This window comes from Sodalis sp. RH21 (assembly GCF_047324175.1).
Lineage (GTDB): Bacteria > Pseudomonadota > Gammaproteobacteria > Enterobacterales > Enterobacteriaceae > Acerihabitans.
Map to the genome: position 1 here is coordinate 5,083,940 of NZ_CP178732.1, position 25,976 is coordinate 5,109,915.

At 58.7% G+C, this 25,976-nt stretch carries 23 protein-coding genes; 7 read left to right on the top strand and 16 right to left on the bottom strand.

Going from position 1 to position 25,976, the window contains the following annotated elements; translation table 11 throughout:
* Positions 1-138: 138 nt before the first annotated feature.
* Together lsrR and lsrK are read left to right on the top strand one after the other, a co-directional pair.
* Positions 139-1,104 (top strand): transcriptional regulator LsrR, encoded by a 966-nt coding sequence (gene lsrR, locus ACL2XP_RS23495; RefSeq protein ID WP_413735720.1) that lies wholly within the window; start codon positions 139-141, stop codon positions 1,102-1,104.
* Between the two features lie 41 nt (positions 1,105-1,145).
* Positions 1,146-2,753, top strand: coding sequence for an autoinducer-2 kinase (gene lsrK, locus ACL2XP_RS23500; RefSeq protein WP_413735721.1), 1,608 nt, complete (start codon positions 1,146-1,148; stop codon positions 2,751-2,753).
* A gap of 36 nt (positions 2,754-2,789) precedes the next feature.
* On the opposite strand, the gene ACL2XP_RS23505 is transcribed toward lsrK, so the two are convergent.
* The gene (locus tag ACL2XP_RS23505) at positions 2,790-3,575 is read right to left on the bottom strand and encodes a hydroxypyruvate isomerase family protein (RefSeq protein ID WP_413735722.1); all 786 of its coding nucleotides are present in this window, start codon (positions 3,573-3,575) and stop codon (positions 2,790-2,792) included.
* A gap of 60 nt (positions 3,576-3,635) precedes the next feature.
* Complete coding sequence (locus ACL2XP_RS23510; RefSeq protein ID WP_413735723.1) at positions 3,636-4,985, bottom strand: MFS transporter; 1,350 nt, start codon at positions 4,983-4,985, stop codon at positions 3,636-3,638.
* A 578-nt stretch (positions 4,986-5,563) separates the two neighbouring features.
* Here ACL2XP_RS23510 and ACL2XP_RS23515 point away from each other — a divergent pair.
* Both ACL2XP_RS23515 and ACL2XP_RS23520 read left to right on the top strand, forming a co-directional pair.
* Positions 5,564-6,571, top strand: a complete 1,008-nt coding sequence (locus ACL2XP_RS23515) for a sugar phosphate isomerase/epimerase family protein (protein WP_413735725.1) — start codon at positions 5,564-5,566, stop codon at positions 6,569-6,571.
* A 54-nt stretch (positions 6,572-6,625) separates the two neighbouring features.
* Positions 6,626-7,399 (top strand): triose-phosphate isomerase, encoded by a 774-nt coding sequence (locus tag ACL2XP_RS23520; RefSeq protein WP_413735726.1) that lies wholly within the window; start codon positions 6,626-6,628, stop codon positions 7,397-7,399.
* 115 nt (positions 7,400-7,514) lie between these two features.
* Here ACL2XP_RS23520 and ACL2XP_RS23525 read toward each other — a convergent pair whose 3' ends face one another.
* The 4 genes from ACL2XP_RS23525 to rpiB form a co-directional block, all read right to left on the bottom strand.
* Positions 7,515-8,366 (bottom strand): sugar phosphate isomerase/epimerase family protein, encoded by an 852-nt coding sequence (locus ACL2XP_RS23525; RefSeq protein WP_413735728.1) that lies wholly within the window; start codon positions 8,364-8,366, stop codon positions 7,515-7,517.
* Positions 8,367-8,422: 56 nt separating this feature from the next.
* Positions 8,423-9,067 (bottom strand): dihydroxyacetone kinase subunit DhaL, encoded by a 645-nt coding sequence (gene dhaL / locus ACL2XP_RS23530; RefSeq protein ID WP_413735729.1) that lies wholly within the window; start codon positions 9,065-9,067, stop codon positions 8,423-8,425.
* A 2-nt stretch (positions 9,068-9,069) separates the two neighbouring features.
* Entirely contained in the window at positions 9,070-10,071 is a 1,002-nt protein-coding gene (locus tag ACL2XP_RS23535) for a dihydroxyacetone kinase subunit DhaK (protein ID WP_413735731.1), read from the bottom strand.
* A gap of 134 nt (positions 10,072-10,205) precedes the next feature.
* On the bottom strand, positions 10,206-10,664 hold the full coding sequence (rpiB, locus tag ACL2XP_RS23540) for a ribose 5-phosphate isomerase B (protein ID WP_413735732.1): 459 nt from the start codon (positions 10,662-10,664) through the stop codon (positions 10,206-10,208).
* Between the two features lie 365 nt (positions 10,665-11,029).
* Between rpiB and ACL2XP_RS23545 the strand changes: the two genes are divergently transcribed.
* The 3 genes from ACL2XP_RS23545 to tkt all read left to right on the top strand — a co-directional run bounded on the left by ACL2XP_RS23545 (position 11,030) and on the right by tkt (position 15,199).
* Positions 11,030-11,992, top strand: a complete 963-nt coding sequence (locus tag ACL2XP_RS23545) for a sugar-binding transcriptional regulator (protein WP_413735734.1) — start codon at positions 11,030-11,032, stop codon at positions 11,990-11,992.
* Positions 11,993-12,199: 207 nt separating this feature from the next.
* Entirely contained in the window at positions 12,200-13,150 is a 951-nt protein-coding gene (gene tal, locus ACL2XP_RS23550; protein WP_413735735.1) for a transaldolase, read from the top strand.
* A gap of 54 nt (positions 13,151-13,204) precedes the next feature.
* Positions 13,205-15,199: a transketolase gene (gene tkt, locus ACL2XP_RS23555; RefSeq protein ID WP_413735737.1), complete on the top strand. Its 1,995-nt coding sequence runs from the start codon at positions 13,205-13,207 to the stop codon at positions 15,197-15,199.
* Between the two features lie 64 nt (positions 15,200-15,263).
* Here the strand turns inward: tkt and ACL2XP_RS23560 are convergent, their stop codons facing one another.
* The 10 genes from ACL2XP_RS23560 to ACL2XP_RS23605 form a co-directional block, all read right to left on the bottom strand.
* Complete coding sequence (locus tag ACL2XP_RS23560) at positions 15,264-16,997, bottom strand: nitrilase-related carbon-nitrogen hydrolase (protein ID WP_413735739.1); 1,734 nt, start codon at positions 16,995-16,997, stop codon at positions 15,264-15,266.
* Between the two features lie 2 nt (positions 16,998-16,999).
* Positions 17,000-17,647: an ANTAR domain-containing response regulator gene (locus ACL2XP_RS23565; protein ID WP_413735740.1), complete on the bottom strand. Its 648-nt coding sequence runs from the start codon at positions 17,645-17,647 to the stop codon at positions 17,000-17,002.
* The gene (locus ACL2XP_RS23570) at positions 17,637-18,803 is read right to left on the bottom strand and encodes a transporter substrate-binding domain-containing protein (protein WP_413735742.1); all 1,167 of its coding nucleotides are present in this window, start codon (positions 18,801-18,803) and stop codon (positions 17,637-17,639) included. Before ACL2XP_RS23570 ends, ACL2XP_RS23565 begins: the two co-directional genes overlap by 11 nt.
* 71 nt (positions 18,804-18,874) lie before the next feature.
* Positions 18,875-19,864, bottom strand: a complete 990-nt coding sequence (locus ACL2XP_RS23575) for an acetamidase/formamidase family protein (protein WP_413735744.1) — start codon at positions 19,862-19,864, stop codon at positions 18,875-18,877.
* A 48-nt stretch (positions 19,865-19,912) separates the two neighbouring features.
* The gene (locus tag ACL2XP_RS23580) at positions 19,913-20,632 is read right to left on the bottom strand and encodes an ABC transporter ATP-binding protein (RefSeq protein ID WP_413735746.1); all 720 of its coding nucleotides are present in this window, start codon (positions 20,630-20,632) and stop codon (positions 19,913-19,915) included.
* Positions 20,629-21,372, bottom strand: a complete 744-nt coding sequence (locus ACL2XP_RS23585; protein ID WP_413735747.1) for an ATP-binding cassette domain-containing protein — start codon at positions 21,370-21,372, stop codon at positions 20,629-20,631. The genes ACL2XP_RS23580 and ACL2XP_RS23585 overlap by 4 nt, the downstream gene beginning before the upstream one ends.
* Positions 21,369-22,340 (bottom strand): branched-chain amino acid ABC transporter permease, encoded by a 972-nt coding sequence (locus ACL2XP_RS23590; RefSeq protein WP_413739270.1) that lies wholly within the window; start codon positions 22,338-22,340, stop codon positions 21,369-21,371. The genes ACL2XP_RS23585 and ACL2XP_RS23590 overlap by 4 nt, the downstream gene beginning before the upstream one ends.
* A 103-nt stretch (positions 22,341-22,443) precedes the next feature.
* Entirely contained in the window at positions 22,444-23,313 is an 870-nt protein-coding gene (locus ACL2XP_RS23595) for an ABC transporter permease subunit (RefSeq protein WP_413735748.1), read from the bottom strand.
* 65 nt (positions 23,314-23,378) lie between these two features.
* On the bottom strand, positions 23,379-24,542 hold the full coding sequence (locus ACL2XP_RS23600) for an urea ABC transporter substrate-binding protein (RefSeq protein WP_413739271.1): 1,164 nt from the start codon (positions 24,540-24,542) through the stop codon (positions 23,379-23,381).
* 623 nt (positions 24,543-25,165) lie between these two features.
* Positions 25,166-25,903, bottom strand: a complete 738-nt coding sequence (locus ACL2XP_RS23605; protein ID WP_413735750.1) for a metallophosphoesterase — start codon at positions 25,901-25,903, stop codon at positions 25,166-25,168.
* Between the last annotated feature and the right edge of the window lie 73 nt (positions 25,904-25,976).

Below are 25,976 nucleotides of genomic sequence, written 5' to 3' on the forward strand. Positions count from 1 at the left end.
CCAGATGGATCACATTTCACTCATTACAATTACTCAAGTAGCGCCGGAGGACACGACAATTTTGCTTTTGCCGTGTCCGTCACAATTTGCCCCTGTTCTTAATTGAACAATTGATTTAAATTTTAATAAGTGTTCTATATGACTAAAAATAATTCCGACCATTTCAACCCAGCGGACAGCACCATGGCCGAACCGGAACTGTTAGCGCGTATTGCGTGGTTTTATTACCACGACGGCATGACCCAGGGAGAAATCGGCGAGCAGCTGGGGCTGACCCGCCTGAAAGTATCGCGCCTGCTGGAGAAGGGCAGGCAGTCCGGAGTAATCCGCGTACAGATCAACTCGCCCTACGAGGGTTGCCTGGAGCTGGAGAACCTGCTGCTGGAACGGTTTGATTTGCGGCATGTGCGGGTACTGCCCGCGCTGGCGCAGCGGGATATCAACCAGCGCATCGGCATCGGCGCGGCCCAGGAAATCATGAAGCAATTGCAGCCGCAGCAACTGCTGGCGGTGGGGTTTGGCGAAACCGCCATGAGCACGCTCCAGCATTTGAGCGGGTTTATCACCTCGCAGCAGATCAGGCTGGTGACGCTTTCGGGCGGCGTCGGCCCTTATATGACCGGCATCGGCCAACTGGATGCCGCCTGTAGCGTCAGTATTATCCCGGCGCCCCTGCGCGCCTCCTCGGCCAGCGTCGCTGAGATTTTTCGCCAGGAGCGCAGCGTGCAGGATGTGTTATTGACCGCCCGCGCCGCGGATATCGCGGTGGTGGGCATAGGATCGCTGAGCCAGAGACGCGAGGCCACCATTATGCGTTCCGGTTATATCAGCGAGGGCGAGCAACTGCTGTTCGGCCGCAAGGGCGCGGTGGGGGATATCCTGGGCTACTTTATGCAGCGCAACGGCGAGTTGGCCGGGGAGATGCCGATTCACCAGGAGCTGATCGGCGTGTCGCTGCGGGATTTGGATAGCATTCCCCAGGTGATCGGGGTAGCGGGCGGCGCGGAAAAAGCCGAGGCGATCCTGGCCGCCCTGACGGGAAAACATATTAACGCCTTGATTACCGAAGAGAGTACGGTGCGCGCGATGCTGGCGCTGCTCTGACCCTAACGCGCCTCGGCGCCACTGACACAGAGATAAAAACAATGGCCACACTCTGTTCCCCTACCCGCACCCCGCCTCGCGCCGGCGGCGACTATCTGCTGGCGCTGGATGCCGGCACCGGCAGTATCCGGGCGGTGATTTTCGATACCGAAGGCAACCAGATCGCCACCGGGCAGGCGGAATGGCAGCATCTGTCCGATCCCGCCATTCCCGGTTCCATGGACTTCGATTTGGATAAAAACTGGCTGCTGGCCTGCGGCTGCATTCGGCAGGCGCTGCAACTCGCGGGGCTGCCGCCCGAAGCGATCCGCGCGGTAGCCGCCTGCTCCATGCGCGAAGGCATCGTGCTTTACGATCGCCACGGCAAGCCCATCTGGGCCTGCGCCAATGTGGATGCCCGCGCCAGCCGCGAGGTCAGCGAACTCAAAGAATTGCATGACTATGGGTTCGAACGCGAGGTTTACGAGTGCTCCGGCCAGACCCTGGCGCTGGGCGCCATGCCGCGCCTGCTGTGGCTGGCCCACCACCGGCCGGATGTCTATCGCCGCGCTGCGACCCTGACCATGATCAGCGACTGGCTGGCCTATATGCTGAGCGGCGAACTGGCGGTGGACCCGTCGAACGCCGGCACCACCGGCATGCTTAGCCTGGCCAACCGGGACTGGCAGCCCAGCTTGCTGGAAATCGCCGGTTTACGCGCCGATATCCTGTCGCCGGTGCGGGAAACCGGCACGGTGCTGGGCGCGGTCACCCGCACCGCCGCCCATGCCAGCGGCCTGGCCGCCGGTACGCCTGTGGTGATGGGCGGCGGCGATGTGCAGCTCGGCAGCCTGGGGCTGGGCATTGTGCGGGCGGGGCAAACGGCGGTGCTCGGCGGCACGTTCTGGCAGCAGGTGGTCAACCTGCCCGCCCCCATTACCGATCCGGATATGAATATCCGGGTCAACCCCCACGTGATCCCCGGCATGGCCCAGGCCGAATCCATCAGTTTTTTTACCGGCTTGACCATGCGCTGGTTCCGCGATGCTTTCTGCGGCGAGGAAAAGCTGATCGCCGAGCGCATGGGCGTGGATACCTATAGCCTGCTGGAAGATATGGCCGCCCGGGTGCCGGTAGGGTCCCACGGCGTCATGCCGATTTTTTCCGACGCCATGCATTTCAAGACCTGGTATCACGCCGCGCCCTCTTTCATCAACCTGTCCATCGATCCCGATCGCTGCAATAAACAGACGCTGTTTCGCGCCCTGGAAGAGAACGCGGCCATAGTCTCCGCCTGCAATCTGGAGCAGATCGCCCGTTTTTCCGGGGTAAAAACCCCGGCGCTGGTATTTGCCGGCGGCGGTTCCAAAGGCAAGTTATGGTGCCAGATACTCAGTGATGTCACCGGTCTACCGGTGAAGGTGCCGGAAGTCAAAGAAGCCACCGCGCTGGGCTGCGCCATTGCCGCCGGGGTCGGCGCCGGCATTTATTCCAGCCTGGCCGAAACCGGCGAGCGGCTGGTGCGCTGGCAGCGGGAGTACCAGCCGGATATGGTTAACCACCAGCACTACCAGCGCATGAAGGCCGACTGGCAGGAGGTCTATGCCGGCCAACTGTCGCTGGTGGACCACGGCCTGACCACCTCGATGTGGAAAGCGCCGGGGCTATAATAACGGCGCGGCCCTGCGCGAACGCGGGATTGGCGTTCATTCCCGGCGCAGCAGCCCCATTTGCCGCAGTTGGTTAAAGCTGGCGTCGGTAGCGCCCTGCGGATGATATTCCAGGCTGACCCAGCCGTCATAACCGGAGTTATCCAGCAAGGTAAACAGTTTTTCAAAATCCACGGCGCCGGTGCCAATCTGGTGGCGCCCCGGCACGTCCGAGATCTGGATATGCGCGATGCGGTCGATAAACGCCGGAATAATTTTAAACGGATCTTCCCCCGCCCGGACGGAGTGATAGACATCGTACTGCACGGCGATGTTATCGCTGTCCACTTGATCAAACAGATCCACCGCCGCCTGGACCGATGAAATCACCGCTCCCGGCACATCGTTGGTGTTAATGGGTTCCACCACCAGCTGAATACCGATGTCCTTAAGCGCGTTGGCGGCATAGGTCATATTGTCCACCAGGGTGGGATAAGGCGCCTGGCCTTGGGCTGCCGGGCCGGACGGGCAATTGATGCGCGGCGGACGCAGCGCTTTGCCATAGGCGACCGCCTGGGCGACGGCGGTGCGGAATTCATCGCGCCGGCCGGGCTGGGCGGCAAAACCGCGATCGCCGGCATCCCAATCCCCCAGCGGCAAATTAAACAGCACCAGTTCCTGGTGGTTGCGCTTCAGCGCATCGAGGTATTTTTCCGCCGGTTCCCCGTAGGGAAAAAAGAATTCCACCGCGGTAAAACCCGCAGCGGCGGCGCGGTCGAAGCGCTCGAACAACGGGTACTCGGTATATAGCATGGTTAAATTTGCAGCGAATCGAAGCATCATTGTCATCCTTATCAAAGCGGCGGCCGCCGGCGATCTCGCCGCCCGGCCGCCCGTTGCCGGTTAATTCAGTTGGCTTTCGCCCTGGGGCAGGGGCGCGTCGGCTACCGGTTTATTAAAGCGCACGAACAGCGTACCCAGCACATAGAGCGCGGAACAAAGGGTAAAGAAGGTCAGCACGCCGCCGTAGCTGCCGGTCACTTGCAGGATAATGCCTACCAGGATCGGGACCAGGATGCCACCCACGCTGCCCGCCATATTCATGGTGCCGCCCACCAGGCCGACGCGGGATTTATGCGCCAGCAGCGCCGGCAGGCTCCAATAGATACCGCCGCCGCCGGTCAGAAAGAACGAGGCAATCGATAGCATGATGACGGCATTAATCGGGCTGGTGATGTTCGGCAGGACAAAAAATATGCCCAGCGTAATCAAACCGGAAATGGCAATCAGGCTTTTCACCGCCACGCCGTGCTTAATGCCCCGTTTAACCAGAAAATCCACCAGGAAACCGGCGCTCAGCGAGCCGAAAGCGCCCATCAAAAAGATTACAAAAGTGGCGTTGCCGATGGATTTCAGATCGAACCCCCGCGCCTGGGCCAGATAACTCGGGCCCCAGGTCAGCAAGCCGAAATAGATCATCGCCCAGGTGGCGCGGCCGAACATAATGGCCAGCAGAGATTGCATATCGATGCCCATGCCTTTCACCGGCGGCAATTTATCTTCCGCCGTGTTGGCTTCTATTTTACCGTCGTTGATAAGCTCCAGCTCCGCCTGGTTGACGCCGGGATGATCGGTGGGCTTATCGCGCAGTTTGAACCAGGCCAGAAGTCCCAGGGATAGGCTGAACACGCCGGCGACGATAAACGCCAGCCGCCATGAATCGAGCACCGCGATCAGGTAGGCGATAATCAGCCCCCCGACCGCCACCCCCAGCGGACTGCCGCAGTCCATAATGGACGCGCCGCGTCCCCGCTCGGAGCGGGCCAGCCAGGTGGAGCTCATTTTGGCGCCGGAAGGGGAAATCGGCGTTTCGGCCACGCCCAGGGCGATGCGGGCGAAGATCAGCGACAACCCGCCGGTGGCCAGCGCCAAACCGATTTGACTCGCGCCCCACAGCACGGTGGAGCAGGTCACTACCTTACGCGGGCCAAAGCGGTCCAGCGCCCAGCCGCCGGGAATTTGCAGTAAAGCATAAGACCAGAAAAAGCTGCTGAGAATCAGTCCCTGCATGGTGGGCGACAGATGAAATTCATCTTTGATGTACGGCATGCCGATGGAGATTGTAATCCGGTCCATCAAGTTCACGGCCAGCAGAAAAAACAGTACGGCGAAAATACGCCACCGCACATTGGTCGGTTTGGTTGCCTCAGGAGCAGAGGCAGCGGCCGGCGGATTTTTAGCAGAGATGTTCATATTGATTCTCCGTAGCACTCTTTCAGAAAGTCGCGGACCGATCCGCCAAAAGTCGCAATGATAAACATGCTGGGTCACCTCAGGGTGTGTAAGCCGCATGAGCGTAGCATTTGCAATAATCGCTTTATCTACGCTGAACAAAAGTTCACAATAAGAACTTATGTCTACTACTAAAATCTAAATAAGGCTTAAAAAAATTGAGTTCACTCACAAAACTCTATAAACAATGCGAAATTTGTTAAAAATAATGACTATTCATATATTCCCTGGCTCTTCATCTGTTCATTTTATAATAACAACGTCATTTATATGAACATATGTACATTTTTTTGACGCCGGAAAAAACGCCGCGCCGGCCGGGGAAAATATATATTAAAAGCTGAATCGTCAAAGCCAGACCTAATAAAAGAACTGCCGGGCAGGTTTCGCCAAGGTTATTTTGTCCATGGGCCAGGCATCATTTCTGTGCCGGTTTTTCCGCGCCATTTCCCCGCGCTTATTTAAGCGTTAATATTATTTTTGTGACCGGCTTCAAAGACTTTTACAGGGAATTTTCATTTCATAGGCTGAACAAAAGTTTGCAAACTGAACTTATGAAATACTCCCTCGCCATCGCGGCCGGCCCGGCGCACCGCGACCGCGGGCCAACGCCGCTTAGCAAGGAAGAGAGCATGCCTATCGCCAATAAATTGTTCCCCTCGGCCCATATCGCGGAGCTGTTTTTCCCGTTGATGAGCGACGAAAACGCCGTGGCGCGCATTGTCGAGCGCATCGGCGACATTGAGTTTTATCGGGGTTTCGAAACCGGCATTATTCACGATGCGCAGATTGCCCGGCGGGTTCTCGACCTGGCCGAACGCAAGAAATTAACGGTGACCCAATGGCTGACCTTTGAGCTATTAAAAGACCACTTAAATCTCAGTAGCCTGGATAAACCTTTGCGGGAAAAATCCATCGCCCGCGCCTGCGAGCTGGTGCACATCGCGGCGTCATGCGGTACGACCAAGCTTGCGCTGGTCAGCGGCAGCGACCCCGGCGACGCCCTGCGCGACGAGGCGAAGCAAGCGTTTGCCGAAGCGCTGGTGCGCATAGGCGAGCAGACCCGCCGCTATCCCGGCATGCTATTGCAGGTGGAGCCCCTGGATCGCTTTGCCCATAAATGCCAGTTGATCGGCCCCACCCCGGAGACGGTGGAGTGGATGGCCCGGCTGCGTCCCGATTGTCCGAATCTTTATCTGGCGTGGGATAGCGCCCACGCCGCCCTCAACCAGGAGGATTTATCAGTCTCGCTGGAGCAGGCCGCGCCGCTGCTGTCGCAGTTGCATCTGGCCAATGCGATCCTCGACCCGCGGGACGGCGGTTATGGCGATTATCATATGAAATTCGGCGCGCCGGGTTTTCTGACCCCCGATATGGCGGCGGGCATCATCCGCGCCGCCCTGCGGCTGGATTTCCCCGCGGAACTCGGGGCGGTTTCCATCGCCATCGAGATGCGCACCGGCGCGCAGGACGACCTGTGGGATAACGAACGGCAGTGCCGGGAATTTTTGCAGGCGGCCATGAGCGCGGCGCAGCGGCCGGACTAGTGCGCAAGCGCCGGGCGGATGGCGCTATTGGATAAGACATTGCGGAGCACAGACATGAAAAAGTACCTGATCGGTACCAGTTGGAAAATGAATAAAACCCTGGGGGAAGCCCTGGATTATTGCGCCATTCTGGCCAAGGGCGGACCGCTGCCCGATCGGCTGCAACCCTTCGTGATCCCGCCGTTCACCGCGGTCAGGGAGGTGACGCGGGCATTGCAGCGGGCCGGGCTCAATTGTCTGACCGGCGTGCAGAACATGCATTTTGCCGACCGGGGCGCCTTTACCGGCGAGATATCGCCGCTGATGGTCAAGGATACCGGCGCGACGCTGGTGGAGATGGGCCACTCCGAACGGCGGGAGTTTTTTGGCGAAACCAACGAAACGGTGCGGCTCAAGGCCGCCGCCGCGCTCAGCCACGGTCTGACGCCGCTGATTTGCATCGGCGATAGCTTGCAGGAAAAATGCTGGGGCGTATCGAAAGAGACGGTGATCCGCCAGATGAAAGCCGCCCTGGCGGGGCTGCGGCCCGAGCAGGTGGCCGGGGTGATTATCGCCTATGAACCCATTTGGGCCATCGGCGAACAGGGGGTGCCCGCCACGCCGGAAGAAGCGCAGGCCATCCACCGGCAGTTGTATCACGCGCTGGCGGAAAGCTACGGCGCGGAGATTGCCGATCGGGTGCCGTTACTCTACGGCGGCAGCGTCAATCATGATAATGCCCTGACGCTGCTGGCCTTGGATCATGTCGACGGCCTGTTTGTCGGCCGCGCCGCCTGGGAAGGCGAATCCTATCGGCGTTTGCTCGATACCATCGCGGCGACGTTGTGATCGGCGCGTAAAGCGCACGCGATCGGCTCACAATCACCGCCATCGACCATGCCGGGAGCGCATTAAATTTATGCGTTCCCGGCCATGGATGGCGATAATCGGCAAGTCCCCTGCTTTAGCCTATCGGCTGGCCCAGCAGCGCTGCCAGTCCCTGCCTGGATTGCAGCAAGACTTCGCGGCTTTGTTCCACCGGGACCGGGCTATCGGCGCGCAGCGGCCAGGAGTCGGCCTGGCGATGCATGCGCAGCGGAATCTCCAGGCTGCACGGGATATTGCGCCGCGCCAGCGCCTGGAGCAGCGGCCGGTAATCCAATTGTCCCTGGCCGATGGCCGGGAAAAAGAACTCGCCGTTAACCGTCCGTACATCTTTGATATGGCAGTGGCGCATGCCGTCCAACATCTCCAGCGCCTGATCGATGGCAGCCATATCCGGCCGCAGGGAAACCATATTGCCCGGATCGACATTAAATGCGACGGCGTCATGCCCCACGTCTTCCAGCAATTGCCGCCCTTCCCGCGCCACGGCAAACGCATCGTAGTTGGGATCGCCGCCGTTCTCCACGCAAATCACGCACCCGCGATCGGCGGCTTCGGGGGCCAGGATACGTAAATTACGCACCAGCCGCGCGTAATCCTCCCGCTTGGCGGTACAGGTATTCAGATAGGTCGCGCCGATGTCATGGGCAAAACGGATACGCGCCCTGAATTGCTCCACCGCATCCGCCCCCGCCAGGTTGATGGTGCAGCCCAGCGCAATGCTGCGTAACTGATATCGCCCGAACAGCTCCTTGACCCGCGCGGCGTTTTCGCTGCCGAACAACGCCGGATCGAGGTTGCCCACATAACCTTGATTATACGCCAGCTCAATCACCGTAAAACCCGCCTCATGCACGGTACGAAAGGTGGTCTCCAGGTCGATACCGTCGAACATGGCGGTATTCACGCCGACTATCATCTGCTGCGTCATGCATAACTCCTTACAGTCCCGGGCCAGCGCCCGCGGACGCTGCCCCCATGCGGCGATTACAAGGCAACCGCTTCAGGTTGTTTGATCCCTTCCGCCATAAAAGAAAGAATGAGATACATGGAGATGGCGCCGGGATCGGGATGGCCTATGGAACGCTCGCCCAGGGATTTCGCGCGGCCGAAGACCGCCACCATTTGTTTAGTCTCATCGGCGCCGCGGCTGGCCGCCTGCGCGATCTTCGGCAGCGCGTCGCCCAGCGGTTCGGATTCCAGCGGCTGCGAAGCCTCGACCGCCGCCGCCAGCGCATCCACCATGGTTTTATCCCCGGGTTTGGCCCCGCCGCGTTTGCGCACGGCTTCCAGCCCATTCACCAGAAAACGGGTCAGCACCGGCGTGGTCAACTCGGTTTCGCCGGCGACGCTTTTACCGCCGGCGCGGAACATGGTGCCGAAAATGGCCCCCGAAGCGCCGCCCATGCTGGACATCAGTTCGGTGCCCACGCGGGTCAATAACACGCCGATATCATCGGCCTCTTCCGGCGCCTGGGTTAACAGCGCATGCACGGCGGTAAAGCCGCGCTGCATGCCGATACCGTGGTCGCCATCGCCCACCGCCATATCCAGGCGGGTCAATTCCGGTTCGCTGGCAATCATTTTATCGGCGACGAAGCACAGCAAGCGGGACGTTTCGGTGGTATTCATGATTATTTCCTCCAGGCAAAACTATGGCAAGGCGCGTCATACAGCGGTTTGAGTTCGTCATCCAGCTTGAAGAAGGTGATTGAATAGCCGGACATTTCTTGCGAGGTGCAATAGCTGCCCACCAGGGTGTCGTGGATACGAATGCCGCGCTCGCCCAGCAGCAGGTGGACTTTCCGGTTGGCAATCAGCAGTTCGGTATAGGTCGACGCCCCCAGGTTATTCACCACCAGGCAAACTTCATCGCCGGCCTCCAGGCCCAGGTCATCGCACAGGCGATCCACCAATTCGGTGACCAGTTGGTCGGCGGGAATCATTTTCTGGCGGCGCACGCCGGTTTCGCCGTGGATACCCATGCCCAGTTCAAATTCATCTTCCGGGATCTCGAAATTAAACGCCCCGGTCTGCGGCAATGAGCAAGCGGACAGCGCCACGCCGATGGTGCGGGTATGCTGGTTGGCTTTTTCCGCCAGCCGGTACACTTCATCCAGGTCCTGGCTGTGGCGTGCGGCCGCGCCGGCAATTTTCAGCACCATCATATCCCCCGCCACCCCGCGCCGGTCGTGCAGGCGATCGCGGGGAGCCGAGGCCACATCATCATTGACCCGCACGGTGCGCGTAGGGATGCCCTCTTCCTCCAGCAGCTCGGCGGCAATATCGAAATTCATATTATCGCCCGCGTAGTTGCCGTAAATAAACAACGCGCCCTGGCCGCGATTGGCGTGTTTTACCGCCGCCATAATCACATTCGGCGCCGGCGAGGCGAAAATATCCCCCAGCGCGGCGGCATCGGCCAGTCCGTCGCCCACATACCCGGAAAACATCGGTTCATGCCCGCTGCCGCCGCCGGTCAGTACCAGCACCTGGCCATCGCGCAGCCCCCGGCGCGCCACGGCGCTGATCCCTTCGATTTTCCGCAAATCGCCGCCGCAGGCGGCAATCATGCCGTCCAATTGTTCACGGCAAACATCGATGGGGTTATTTAGTAATTTTTTTGGTTTTCTCATTACCTGCTCCATTGTGATCCATGGATATGCGTGTCGCGTTTATCATTCAAGACATTAACAAATTTGTATGATTAAAAGCGCGACAGCGTTAAAAATTAGCCTAATTGCGGTTATGCCTGCGGTTAACGGTTTAATTACCGGCTACCGGCGTCATCAAGAAATTTATTTTCGTAATAACTGATGCGATCGACTTTAGGCCCCGAACCGCCGGCTTCGAATTCCGATTCCAGCCAGGATGCAACGATACTTTTTGCCAGCTCGGCGCCAATGACCCGGGCACCCAGGGTAATAATCTGCGCATTGTTACTTTTGCGCGCCCGCTCGGCGGAATAATTATCGTGGCAAAGCGCGGCGCGGATACCCGGCACTTTATTTGCGGAAATACACATGCCGATACCGGTGCCGCATAATAAAATGCCGCGCTCATGCTCGCCGTTGACAATTTGCTCCGCCAGATGAACCGCAATATCGGGATATAACTCGCCCGTATCGCTATAGTCCTTCACCGCTAACCCTTTTTTACGCAGAAAGTCGACCAAAATATCTTTTAATGCCGTAGCAGCATCATCACAACCGATAGCTATAGGTAACATGGTTTCTCCGTAAGGCTGAACCGCTATGGCACATCACAGCCTGGTTTTATGAACACGCATTGATACGCAACACATCGATGCCGATCCAAACAAAAGAACATCGATGTTACTTTTGTTCACTTATATAAATAATTAACCCCGGAGAAAAATTGAAGCCGGTCACAAAAACTCGCTATTTGGATTAAAAACAAGAATATTTGATAAGTGAATCGTGTCAGCCATGTTGATTATTTCTTTCAGTTAGTGTTCATATGCTCATTAACGTTATCGGCGCCCGACAAATGCTCTCTCTTTCTCTAAATGCCAGCGCGCCGAAACGGAGTCGCTATGAATAGCGAACCCACGTACCCCAAAGAGGTCCCGTTATGGAAAGGCAATTGGTTCCTACCGATAATGAGTTACTTACAGAAATTGCGGTCGCCTACTACCAGGAAGGCATTACCCAGGAAGAAATAGCCAAAAAATTCGGCATCTCGCGCATTAAGGTCGGCCGTTTGTTAAAACGCGCCAAAGAAGAAGGCATTGTTGAAATCACCGTGCGTTATCATCCGGTGTTCAGTACCCGCATAGAACAGCAGTTAATGGAGCAATTCGGCGTCAAGCGGGCGCTGATTGCCCTGGATTATAACGACGACGACGAGCAGCGCAGGCAAATCGCCACGCTGGTGTGCAATTATCTCACCACGGTTTTAAAAGATAATATGGTGTTGGCGGTGGGACAAGGCCGCAACGTGGCGGCGGTGGCCGATCATGTGGGCATCGTGTCGGAAAAACAGTGCAAATTTATCTGCGGCATCGGCGGCACCCACCGTCCCGGCGACGCCATTAACGCCGACCATATCAGCCGCCGCCTGGCCAAGAAATTCGGCGGCAGCAGCGAAACGCTGTATGCGCCGGCCTATGTGGAAGACCGGGCGCTGAAAAAAGCCTTTATGCAAAACGGCACCATCAAAGAAACGCTGGATCGCGCCCGCAAAGCGGATATCGCCCTGGTGGGCATCGGCGATATGAATGAAAACAGCTATATGGTGAAACTGGGCTGGTTCACGCCGCAGGAAATTGCCGACGCCAGTCTGCACCAGGGCGTTATCGGCGATATCGCCGGCTATGACTTCTTCAACGCCCACGGGCAGCACGTGGATACGGTAATGAACGATCGGGTGATTGGCTTAAGCATCGACGAACTGCGGCAAATCCCCTGCGTAATCGCCATCGCGGCCGAAAAAACCAAAGCCATGGCTATTCTGGGTGCGCTACGCACCGGCGCCATCGATATTATCTGCACCAGCGCGCTTAATGCCCGCACCATTCTCAATATGGTTAAATAACCCGCCGCTTCACATGCGCCGCCCGGCCATCGCTGCCGCGGCGGCAGTACCGCCAGGATCGACGCCCGCGCAAAAAAACCAAAACGAGATCTATCTCAAGTTTATTTTTTTCTTTTCATGTAGCATCATTACAAATGTTCAATTACATAACATTTGTATTACCCACACCTTTTTCCTTATCAAGTTCCTTGTAAAGAGAGACGCGAGATGAACCAACTTGATGCGTTAAAACAGTTTACCGTCGTCGTTGCCGACAGCGGGGATATTGAATCCATTACCCGCTTTTCCCCGCAGGACGCCACTACCAATCCTTCGTTGATTCTTAAAGCCGCCAAGCTGCCGCAATACGCCCCCCTGTTCAGCGAGGCGCTGGGCTATGCGCGCCTACAGGGCGGCAGCCGGGAAACGCAGTTGATCAACGCCTGCGACAAGCTGGCGGTGAATATCGGCGTGGAGATCCTGAAAAGCGTGCCGGGACGGGTTTCCACCGAAGTGGACGCCCGCCTGTCGTTCGATCGCGGCATGTGCGTGGCCAAGGCGCGCAAGCTGGTGAATCTTTACCACCAGGCCGGGATCGACAAGTCGCGCATCCTGATCAAGCTCGCCTCCACCTGGGAAGGTATACGCGCGGCGCAGGAACTGGAAAACGAGGGTATCAACTGCAACCTTACCCTGCTGTTCTCCTTTGCCCAGGCCCGTGCCTGCGCCGAAGCGGGGGTGTACCTGATATCCCCGTTCGTCGGCCGTATCTATGACTGGTACCAGCAGCGCCAGCCGCAGGAACCCTATGTGGCCGAGCAGGACCCCGGGGTAAAATCGGTGCGCGGCATCTACGACTACTACAAGCTGCATCGCTATCACACCGCGATCATGGGCGCCAGTTTCCGACGCATCGAGCAGATCCTGGCGTTGGCCGGCTGCGATCGCCTGACCATCTCGCCTAATTTGCTCAATGAATTGCAAGCCGGCGACCAACCGGTAGACCGCCGGCTGTCGCCCCCGGTCCAGGCGCGCAACCAGCCGACCCCGCTGACGGAAGCCGAGTTCCGCTGGCAGCATAACCAGGACCCGATGGCGGTGGATAAATTGGCCGAAGGCATCCGGCAGTTCGCGGTGGATCAGCAAGGATTGGAAGATCTGCTGGCGGCGAAGCTGTAAGCGGATCGGTTAACTTTTATTCAATTTCATTATAGCTTCACCATAGGAGCAGCTATGACCTCCCGAAAAGTGCTGGCGAACGCCATCCGCGCCTTAAGCATGGACGCAGTGCAAAAAGCCAAATCCGGCCATCCCGGCGCCCCCATGGGCATGGCGGATATCGCCGAAGTGCTGTGGCGCGATTACCTTAACCATAATCCGGCCAACCCGAAATGGGCCGACCGCGACCGCTTTGTCCTGTCCAACGGCCACGGCTCGATGCTGCTTTACAGCCTGCTGCATCTCACCGGCTATAACCTGCCGATGGCCGAGCTGAAAAACTTCCGCCAGCTGCATTCCAAAACCCCGGGCCATCCGGAGTACGGCTATACCGACGGCGTGGAAACCACCACCGGCCCGCTGGGCCAGGGCATCGCCAACGCGGTGGGCATGGCTATCGCCGAGCGCACCCTGGCGGCGCAGTTCAACCGTCCCGGCCATGAGATTGTCGACCACCATACCTATGTGTTTATGGGCGACGGCTGCATGATGGAAGGCATCTCCCACGAAGTCTGCTCCCTGGCCGGCACCATGAAGCTGGGCAAGCTGACGGCGTTTTACGATGATAACGGCATCTCCATCGACGGCCACGTGGAAGGCTGGTTCAGCGACGACACCGCCGGGCGCTTTGAAGCCTACGGCTGGCACGTGGTGCGCCACGTGGACGGCCACGACAGCGCCGCTATCCAGGCGGCCATCGAAGAGGCGCGCCGGGTGACCGACCGGCCGTCGCTGCTGATGTGTAAAACGATTATCGGTTTTGGCTCGCCGCATAAAGCCGGCTCCCACGAGGCGCACGGCGCGCCGCTGGGCGAGGCGGAAGTGGCCGCCACCCGCCTACAGCTGGGCTGGAACGAACCGCCGTTCGTCATCCCGCAGGACGTGTATGACGCCTGGGACGCCAAACGGGCCGGGGCCGAGCGCGAAGCGGCCTGGAGCCGGAAATTCGCGGCCTATGAAACCGCGTTCCCGGACCTGGCGGCGGAATTTACCCGCCGCACCGCCGGCCGGCTGCCGGCGGACTGGCGGCGGCAAAGCCAGGCCTATATCGACCAGTTGCAGGCCAACCCGGCGAATATCGCCAGCCGCAAGGCGTCGCAAAACGCGCTGGACGCCTTCGGCCCGTCCCTGCCGGAGCTGCTGGGGGGCTCCGCCGACCTGGCGCCGAGCAACCTGACGCAGTGGGCCGGCTCGGTGTCGCTGGGGGATAATCCGGCGGGCAACTATATCCATTACGGGGTGCGCGAGTTCGGCATGACCGCCATCGCCAACGGCATTGCGGTGCACGGGGGCTTCGTGCCCTATACCGCCACGTTCCTGATGTTCGTGGAGTACGCGCGCAACGCGGCGCGCATGGCGGCGCTGATGAAAATCCGCTCCATCTATGTGTATACCCACGACTCCATCGGCCTGGGGGAAGACGGTCCGACGCACCAGCCGGTGGAGCAACTGGCCAGCCTGCGGCTGACGCCGAACATGCGCACCTGGCGCCCGTGCGACCAGGTGGAATCGGCGGTGGCCTGGCAGCAGGCGATAGAGCACGCTACCGGGCCGAGCACGCTGGTATTCTCGCGCCAGAACCTGGCGCAGCAGGAGCGCACGCCGCAGCAATTGGCGGACGTGGCCCGCGGGGGGTATGTGCTCAAGGACTGCGACGGCCGGCCGGAGCTGCTGATTATCGCCACCGGCTCGGAAGTGGCGCTGGCGGTGGCGGCCTGGCAGCAGCTGAGCGGCGAAGGCCGGCGGGTGCGGGTGGTGTCGCTGCCGTCGCCGGAGGTGTTCGATTTGCAGGACGCGGCCTACCGCGAGGGGGTATTGCCCAGGGCGGTAAGCGCGCGGCTGGCGGTGGAAGCGGGCATCGCCGACTACTGGTATAAATATGTGGGCCTTGACGGCGCCGTCGTCGGCATGACCCGCTTCGGCGAATCGGCCCCGGCGGAGCAGCTGTTTGAACTGTTTGGCTTTACCGTGGGCAACGTGCTGGACAAGGCGCGCAGCTTGCTGGGATAAATAAAGCCGCCAGCCCGGCGACGCCGGGCTGGCGCGAAATCTTGCGCCGGGCAAAGCCAGCCATTCACTCGATCAACGGCTTGTAATGATGCGGCAGCCGCATCGCCACCAAATCCTTGCGCCGCACCACGTTGGTCGGATAACGGCTGCCCGGCAGCGACGCGGTATCCATCGTGAGCGTCGCCAAACCCGCCTCGCGCCATAACACCCGCTCCACCCGCGGAAACGCAAACGTCTCCGGTACGAAAACGCCGCTTAAACCGCCGGCGGCGCCATCCCCGCTCACTCCGTTGGCCAGCGCCAGATACACATTATTCTCCCCTGCGCGGGTGCGGAACAAATGCCAATGCAGCGGATCGGCCCCGGTGGGAATCGGATACCCCTGCGCGACCCGGCTGCCCCCATGGCCAAAACTAAATCCGCCCTCCAGCGCGGCGGAACAGGCGATCGCATCGCATCCCATCAGCGCCAGCACCCGCCCCGACTCCGGCAACAGAGCGTCATTGCCCAGCAACAGCCCGATGCGCCCCGGCGCGATATCGAATACCGCCCATTCATCGCCGGGCGTCGCCCACCCCTGATACTCCTGCGGCACATGCATCTGGCGATAACACCCCACCACTCCCGCCGGCCCGGTCAGCACCAGCGCATTATGCATAGCGCCGTTCCCGCGCTCGGCGAACCCCACCGCCAGAAACACCCCAAGCTCCATCGCCAGCGCGGTCAGCGCGGCGATCTCCGGTCCGTCCAAAGCCAGGGCATTATCCGCGGGATTATCCCGCCCGCTGAGCGCCAGTTCCGGAAACACCACCAGTTCGCTGCCGTCCCGCTCAACCGCCCGCGCGGCCAGCGCCGCAATCGCCGCCAAATTATCGGCCACTCGATCGGTGCAGGCGAACTGCGCCACGCTGATACGGCTGGTCTTGCCCGCCGGCAGCGGCCGGTGTCCATACAGGCCGAAAAAATCCTGCGGATTCCATAAAAACGTATCGCTCAGCAAGGCCATATAACGATCGGGGCGGCGCTGCGCGAACACCGGCTGCCGCAACACCAGACGCCGCCGGGCGCGGGCCAGATCGATCTCGCCGAAAGCGATGCCGTCCCCGTCATCCACCACCGCGGCCAGGGTGCCGTCCGGCTCGATCACGCAGCTGCCGCCGCTGAACTGTACCCCGCGTTCCAGCCCCCAGCGGTTGCTCTCCAGCAAATAACAGCCGTTCTCCATCGCCCGGGTAATCCAATAAGGCGCGGGGGTGCGCTCCGCCAGCCAGTTGCTGACATGGCAAATAATATCCGCGCCGGCCAGGGCCAGCAGCCGCGCGGTTTCTATATAATGGATATCCATGCATACCAAGATGCCGATACGTCCGACCGGGGTATCAAATACCTGGTGGCCCACATCGCCGGCCGCGGCCCACTTCGGCTCCGAAATATAAGGATGGCTTTTGCGATGGCACCCCAGCACGCCCTGCGGCCCAATCAACACCGCGCTGTTGTAATACAGCGCGGTGCGCGGGTCCACCTCGGGCATGCCGAGCACGATATAACAATCATAGCGCCGGGCCAGTTCGGCAAAACGATCGGTACTGGGTCCGGGCACCGGCTCCACCTGCGGCGCAATCTCCTCCCGATCAAACCAGCAATAGCCGGTAGTGGCCATCTCGGGCGTGGTAATCAGGCGCGCGCCCCGCCGGGCCGCCTGCTCCACCCATTCCAGCAACCGGGCCAGATTGCGCTCTTTGGCGAACAGGGTAGGTTCAAACTGGATGGCCGCGGCCAGAAATGGCGATAATGTCATGATCAACCCTCTTTATTTTTACCGCCGGTCTTGGCGGCCGGCGAGGTCAGGGAAAAAATATCGTTGGCCTGGATAAGCGAGCGCGAAATATCTTCGATGGTGATCCGCTTATCCATGGCCTGCTGGCGCAGGATTTCGTAGGCTTGCTCCTCCCCGATCCCGTGCATATGCATCAGGATCGTCTTGGCCTCGCTCACCTGGCGCAGGCCGAGGATCTTTTTCTCCAGCCGATCAACCCGATCGGTCAGTTGCCGCGCCTGCTGGCTCAAATGCAGGGCAAAGATAATCGCCGACAGCAAACCCGATACCCGGATTGGGGTATTAATGGTCGCCCTGGCGCCCAGTTTCAGCGCCTGATCGATAAACGTCGGGTTTTCGTAGGTAATCACCGCCACCAGGGGAATGGCGCTTTGCGCCAGCCACGGCACGTCCGATTCCCGCCGATCGGGTTGCAGCGCCAGAAAAATCAGATCCGCGTCCGCCGGGGACTCGTCCGGTATCGGCCAAAAAGCGCGTACCATCAGCCCCATGCGGCGCAAATGGTCGGTCAGGGTCTTACCATCTTCATCATGGGGATGCAGCACTACCACCCGCATACCCCGGCTGAGCAACCGGGCGGTAATACTGGTCCGGGAATCATCAGGGTGCATCGGGCTGCTCCAGTTTTGTCAGTTTGGTGACCCAGTCGCCTTCTATCTGGTTACTCATATAGGGGTCCGGTCGTACCCGATTGCGCGACTCCCAGACAATTTCAAACTGCCCGCGGCCGTCGGCGCAGCCGATGCGCGGATACAGCCCGGTATGCTGGTTCAGGGGGTCGATCTGGATACGCCCCTGCGGCGCATCGTATTCACATCCTCGCAGGCAGGGCAACAAAGCGGGCACCTCGTCGCTGCCGCACTCCCGTACCGCCCGGGCATATAAATGCAGCTGGCTATAGGCCGCCTCCCAGTTCATATCCGTTGACACCCCCGCGCCGAAATGCGCATGAAAATGCGCCAGCGCCTGGCGGTTCTCAGGGGTGTTCACGCTTTGGAAATAAGGCGCCGACGTATAATGGCCGCAGGCGTACTGCGCGCCCATCATGGCGATTTCGGTTTCCGACGTATTCAGGCTGCCGATTGGCATACGCGCCGGGTCCAGTCCCGCATCGGCATAGGCGCGATATAAAAACGGCACCGTCTGGCCAATCATGGTGCTGAAAATAAAATCCGGCTGCTTCTTTTTCACATCCTCGATAATCGGTAAAAACGCCTCGTACGGCGCGTTTAAATCCAAATACCGTTCGCCGATCACCGCGCCATCGTGGTGTTGCAGAATCAACTCCTGCATATTGCGGTTGCATTCATAGGGATAAACATAGCGCGAGCCAATCATATAAACCCGGGCCCCGAAACGGCGGGTAAGATAATCCGCCATCTGCACGCTGTTTTGGTTGGGGGACGCCCCGCCGTAAATAATGTTTTCCGAAAATTCGAAGCCTTCATACTGCTGGGGATAGAACAGCAGGCGCCGGTATTTCTCGACGATCGGCAGGATGGCCTTGCGGCTGCTGGAGGTATAACCGCCAAAAATAACGTTAATCCCGCGCTCGACGATCAGTTTTTCCGCCAACTGGCGAAAGCGGGCATTTTCCGACATCGGATCATAATGCACCGCGCGCAGCTCGCGGCCGTTGATGCCGCCGGACTGATTGATCTCGTCGATGGCCTGCCGCGCGCCGCGCATTTGCGAGGCCTCAAGCGACGCGGTCACGCCGCTGGCGGAAAAAAGCAGGCCGATAGTTAAAGGTGCCGCTGAACTCATTTTCACCCGCTTATCTTGACTGAAGACCGGCGGCGGCCAACGCGCGCCGCCTTGAATACCACGCCATCCGGCTACAGCGCCAGCAGGGTTTTATTGATCATGGCGCCGACGCTGTACTTCGGATCGACCATATTGCCCAGCCGCACTTTGCCGCACTGGCTCAGCAGCATATACGCATCCCATTGATCGAAACCATAATCGGCCACCAGCCAGTAGATCAAGTCCCGGTAGGCGATGCGGGTGGCATCTTCCAGCGGCCGCGCGCTACCGATACTCATGATCGACTCCGCATTCTCCATGCGCGGCCAGGAGATCTGCCATTGTTTGATCAGATCGACTTTGATAATGGTGGTGGAGGCGTATTCCACCGCGGTGCCGCACAGCTCGCCGTCCCCCTGGCAGGCATGGGCGTCGCCGATAAACAGGCGGCCGCCGGGCGAGCGTACCGGCAGATAGGTAATGCTGCCCGGACCGATATCCGGCACGTCCATATTGCCGCCGTGGTTATCCGGGGTCAGGGAGTTGATCGAGTCGATCTCGGGCGATACGCTCAGGGTGCCGATATGGGGTTTATACGGCAGGGTATGGCGGTCGCTCCAATACACCTGCTGGTCGTCGAGCTTGATGCGCTTGACCTTTTCCGGCAGCGGATCGTTAAGCATGGCGGTCAGATCCGTGCCGGTCAATCCGCCGAAATGGGGGATCATGGCGCAGATGCCGTGCGGATCGTCGCCGCGGGGCAGCATGCTTTCAATATAAACCGCCAGCACATCGCCTTTTTCCGCGCCGGTAACCATGATCGGTCCGTTTTGCGGGTTAAGGAACGGCATATTCAGCAGTTCGCTCGGTTTATCATGTTCGTGGTTAATCGCGCCTTCGAACGCATCGCGGGTATCCACGATCACCCGATCGCCCGGTTCGATGGTCAGCACCGGCGTCGAGTACGGCCCGATGGTATAGTGAAATTCCTTTTGCATCGCTTCGGTCAAATGATGGGTCACCGGCTGGCGCCCGGCGCCGACGCCGCGTTTGGTCATGATGGATTGGTCAAGCCAGTTCATAGGTTATCTCCATAGGGCATAGATCCCCCCGTTCTGGGAGGGCTGGGTTTATAAGGCCAGGTAGCGGCGCATCAGGGCGTCGTCACAGAGCTGCGCGTGGTCCAGAGTGTCGATAATCCGGCCCTTATCCATCACGCAGCAGCGGTGGGCCGCGCGCTGCACCATGGCGATATCCTGCTCCACCAGGATCACCGCCACGCGCAGTTCCCGCGCGATGCGCACCAGCGTGTCGGCGATAATATGGACGATGGAAGGCTGCACCCCTTCGGAGGGCTCATCGAGCAGCAGGACCCTGGGCGCGCCCACCAGCGCGCGGGCGATGGCCAATTGCTGCTGTTCGCCGCCGCTCATGGTGCCGGCCTTTTGCTTCAGGCGCTGGCGCAGGATGGGGAAATACTCAAGCACCTGTTGCAGTTGATCCTGCGCCGCGCGGCGATTCTCACGTAAAAACTGCATACCCACCTGGAGATTTTCACCCACCGTCAGGCCGCCGAACACCTCGCGTCCCTGGGGCACGTAGCCGATGCCCAGATGGGCGCGCCGCTGCGGCGTGGCGCGGGTAATATCGGTTTCGGCCAGCAACAGGCCGCCTTCCCCCACGGGCAGCAGGCCAATCAGCGCCCGCATCAGGGTGGTTTTGCCCACGCCGTTGCGCCCGATAAGTCCCAGCACTTCGGCCGCATGCAATTGCAGCGTCACGCCGTTTAAGACCCGGCCGCCGCCGTAACCGCCGCTCAGGCCGCTGGCCTGTAGTAGTATCTCGTTCATGACGCTTTCCCCAGATAGATATCCGCCACATCTTCACGGGCCAGTACCTGCGCCGCTTCGCCGTCGGCGAACACCCGGCCGCCGTGCAATACGGTGACCCGCGTGGCGATCTGCCGCACAAACGTCATATCGTGCTCCACCACCATCAGCGTCAGGCCGTCGCGCTGCATCTGTTTAATCAATTCGCCGGTGAGCTGGGTCTCTTCAATGGATAATCCGGCCACCGGTTCATCAAGCATCAGCAGGGTCGGGCGCAGCGATACCGCCATGGCGATTTCCAGCCACTGTTTTTTACCATGGGATAAATTGCCGGCCCGCTGGCGGCGTTCCGCCGTCAGCCGGAATTTCTCCAGCAAAATATCGATCCCGTCCCCCGCCCCGCGCCCGGCCGCCCGCAGATGGCTGAGCGACAGCTGCAAATGCTGCGCCACCGTCAGTTCGGGAAAAATGCCGGGGATCTGGAATTTAATGCTCATGCCGCGGCGAATACGCTGGAAGGGCTTTAACGCGTTCAGCCGCTGGCCCAAAAAATAAATTTCCCCCGCGCTGGGGCTATGCTCGCCGGTCAGCAGTTTAAAAAAGGTGCTTTTGCCGGCCCCGTTCGGCCCGATCACGCAGCGCACCTCGCCCTGATTAATGGCCATATCCACGCCGTTAATCACCTGCGCGCCGCCGAAGCGTTTGCTCAGTCCGCGCGCTTCCAATACCGGTTGCGCCACATCGGTCGCCAGGGAATTCATCGCGGGTCCTCCTTATCGGCGCGCGCCGGCCACCGCCGGGCGAACAGTTCACCCAGCCAGGGCAGCAGCCCTTGCGGCGCGGCCAGCACCACGAACAGCAAAATGGCCCCCAGCAGGATCATTGCGTACTCGCTGCCGTAAATCGCCAGCCACTGGGAGAGCCATACCAGGGCCGCGGTAATTACGATGGTGCCGAAAATATTTTTACGCCCGGCGGTGGCCACCCAGATAACCGGCATGGCGGCCGCCGTGAGTCCCATGGAGGATGGGGTGATATAGGCGCCCCACAGCGTATAGAGCGCGCCGGATAACCCGGACAGCACGCCGCCCAGGATAAATACCAGCAGCTGATAACGGCGGATATCGATGCCCAGCATTTCGGCGCGCCGGGGATTTTCGCGAATCGAGGCCAGGGTCAGTCCGAACCCGGAACCCAACAACCGGCGCACGCCCCAGTACGCCAGCGCCAGCAGCAGTACCACCAGATAATAAAAAGCATTGCCCTCCAGGGTCAGCGGTTCGCCGCCGAACCCCGGCAGCGATAGCGGCGGCATCCCCGACATGCCGTTGAACCCGTTCAGGCGCGCGCCGCCGATGGTCCACTGCGGTCCGGCGGTCTGCGACATAAAGGTTTCCATCACCAGCGTAAACGACAGCGTCACGATGCCGATGAAAATGCCGGTGACCCCGCCGTAAAACATCAGGTAACCCAATATGGCGGCAACCGCGGCGGCCATAACCAGGGCTATCAGCAGACCGGTCCAGCTCGATAGCGCCCCGTCGCCGAAGTTGATGGTCAATACGCCATAGGTATAACCCGCCAGGCCGAAAAACGCGGTTTGGCCGAACGACAATATGCCGCCGTGCCCCCACATGGCCGCCAGGCCGATGGCGCCGAAAGTCCACAACAAGAAGTAGGACAGGTCCCCCACCGTCGAGTCGTCGGCCACCAGCGGCAATAGCAGCATGGCCGCGGTTACCAGCACGCCCGCCGGGCCTTTGCCGGCAAGCCAGCCGGCCGCGCCGCGCCTCGCGGGTCGATTTGTTTGCATAACAGTCACCATGCCGCTCCTAGCGATTACGGGTAAACAGGCTGCCGACGCCCTGGGGTAAGATACGAATCACCAGCATGGCGGTGACCAGCAGGCCGATCTGGCCGGCCAACTGTCCGTACCAGGAATTAAGGCCGGTTTGGATGGCGCCCAGCGCCATCGCCGCCGGAATGGTGCCGACCAGTACATTCGCGCCGCCCACCACCACCGAGACAAACGCCTGTACGATAAAACTGCTGCCCATGGTGGGCACCGCGGTCAGCGTGGGCGCGTACAGCGCCCCGCACAGCCCGGCCAGGCCGGCGCCCAGCGCGAAGGTCAGGGTATAGATGCGATCGGTTTCCAATCCCAGGCAGGACGCCATGCGCGCATTCTGGATGGTCGCCCGGGCGCAAACGCCGTAATTGGTATGGAAAAATACCCCGTACAGCAGCAGCAGGATGCCGATGGCGAACAGCGGCAACAGCGCCCGGTAGGTGGCAAAAGAGTATTCGCCGAACGTAAAGGACCCGAACGGCGTGGATAACCCTTCCAGCGACGGGCCGGCAATCAGCAGCATCCCCTGCTGCACGATCAGGCTGATCGCCCAGGTGGCCACCACCGAATCATGCAGCCGCCCATACAGATGGCGCACCACCAGCCGCTCCACTACCCCGCCGGCAAACGCCGCTGCCAGGGTGCCCAGCAGCATGGCCACCGGCAGCACCACCCCGGCTTTATTCATCAGGATGGTGACGTAAGCCCCGCACATAATAAATTCGCCGTGGGCCAGGTTAATCACGCCCATCATGCCGAAAATCACCGCCAGGCCCAATGCGGCCAGCACCAGATAGGCAAAGTTATCGCCAAATTGATAAATCACTGAATATAATGCGGAAATTATTAACATCCCGGTCTACTCCCCTGCCATTAACCACCGGTTCCCATGGGGGCCGCCATGGCCCCCTGGACGCGTCATGCCTTGGGAGGATTGGACGGGGTATATTGGTTATGATCGGGTTTCACCGGCAGGTTGCAGCCGACCTGCCCCAGCCAGTAAGGTTTGATGTCATTCCATACTTTGGGAATTTCTATGGAGTGATCTTCTTTCACATGGGCCAGATAAATGGTGTGGCTCAGGTGATGGCTTTTCGGATCGATGCAGACTTTGCCGGACGGGCCGTCGGTACAGATGTCGCCGCTTTCCAGGGCTTTGCGCACCGCGGCCATATCGGTGCTTTTCGCCTGTTCGACGGCGGCCTTATACAGATAAACCGCATCATAGGCATTGGCCGCTTCCTGGTTGATATAGGGCTCATTAGGGTATTTGGCGTGGAAGCGCTGTTTGAAATCATTGCTCGCCGGAGTATCCACTTCTTCCAGATAGTTGGCGGTGACATACATATCTTTCAGCGCCGGCGCCTTAAAGCGTTTGTGTTCGTAGGCCTGGCCCACATTCACCGAGCTGCCCATCGGCAGGTCCAGCTTGGCCGCCGCCGCTTGCTCGTAATAAGAAGACTGGTTGGCGCCCACCAACAGTGTCACGACAAAATCCGGTTTAGCTTTCTGAATATTCTGAATGGTCTGGCCGAACTGCGACACGCTCAGGGGAATAAATTCTTCGCCCACCATGGTGCCGCCGTTTTCTTTGACGATATTGCGCACCCATTCGGCGGAGATCTGGCCGAAGTTATAATCCGCGGCGATGGTGTAAACTTTTTTGCCGTACTTTTCCATCAGCCAGGGAATCAGGGTAGAGAATTGCTGTTCCGGCACGGCGCCGGTAACAAACACATTGGTATCGCATACGCCGCCTTCGTACTGATTATTATACCAATACATTTGCTTGGCGCGGTCCATAATGGGGCGAATCGCTTCGCGCGACGCGCTGGAAAACGCGCCGAATATCACGTCGGCCTTATCATTATTAATTAAACGGCGGGCCATTTGCTGAAAGCGGGTATTATCTGACTGCGTATCATATTTAATCAGTTCGATGGGGCGGCCCATTATTCCGCCTTTGGCATTAATTTCCTCAACCGCCAATTCCGTAGCATGGATTTTAGGTATCACCGGCAGAGCGAAATTACCGGAAGCATCTTCCAGCAGACCTATTTTTATTGGCTTATCCGCAGCGATGGCAGCATGAGTTATTCCCATGGAAAAAAGTGACGCAAGCGCAATAGCAACATAATTACTTTTTATTGAGGACATGATAACCCCTTGTGGCGTTGTCTGAAAAAAAAGAAAAAAAAAGCCCTGCAAAGTCATGGACTCTGCGAGGGCTCTATTGCCATAGCCACAAGCCGACAGCGTTGGCGTTCTTGCGGATAAGTTAGGGTTACTATAAAAATTAAACCCGCCGAATGTCAATATATGTTGCCAAATAATTCCAAGAAATATTCCTTAGCGTCGCTGCACCAAGATGAAGCAATGAATTGCACAATAATGGCCCAAAATAATATGGAATGTTTTGTTAATTAAATGCCCACGCCAGCTGATTAAAAATGGCCATGGCCAACATAAAAAAATTATTCGTAAAAAGTGTTTGTTAACATATCGCACCAAAAGCGTGATACCCAACCGACGAACAAATGGGGTAGCCATCAGATACATTAAAGTTTGGACCCGTCCGTCTTTGTGTTCCCGCCACACCAGTTCCTTGGTTAAGGCCAGATCTGTACGCAAGTCCGATGGCTACAACTCATTGTAATCCCATCAAGCACCTGCTTTTTAGCGACATATGTTTATAAACAGAAGGTTTACACATAACAGACGGTTGACCCATAATTGTCGGCAAACGCCAATAGCTTAAATCCCTGCTTGTCCTCGGCACGGATAGTTTTCGTCCCTTTTAACCACTGAAAACATGTGGCGGGGCAAACATCAATCAGACATTGGTTTGCCATTTGGCTATAATCCCTGTGGGCATGGCCGCAAATCAGGGCTTTTACCCTGTCATGGGCATGGCATATCGCCACTATTTCACTGCCATTACGCAGCATGCAATCATCCACCAGCGGTGTACCCACCGGTACCGGATGGTGGTGCATAATTAATGCAATATTTTTACCTTTATACTTTATGATTTCCTGCTCAATCCTGTTTTTTTCCTCCGATGTTACCCATCCGCTATCATCCCCGCCTTGGACGGTGTCCACGGTAATCAATTGCCAGGTGTCAGACGCCAGTTCGATTATAGGACGCACCAGTGTGGAACGAGTGAACACCGTATCCATATGCTGCTTGTTATCATGGTTACCGTGGATATAAACGATAGGCAAACCTATCCGTTCCAGCTGCTGTAATGCCAGGTAATAAGAAGCCAAGGAACCGTCCTGCGAAATATCTCCGGTCACCAATACGGCATCACAACCTAATCCATTATTAAACACTATAAAATCAATCACTCGTTTTAACCCGTCATGGGTAGTATGCCCATGCAATGCCAGATTATGGCTATCAAATAAATGCAAATCAGTTAGCTGGATAATGCGCATTATTTATCTCCGGCAAAGTTATCTCCTTCCACAACCCCATACAGTTTATAATCTGAATGCATAAAATTCCCTT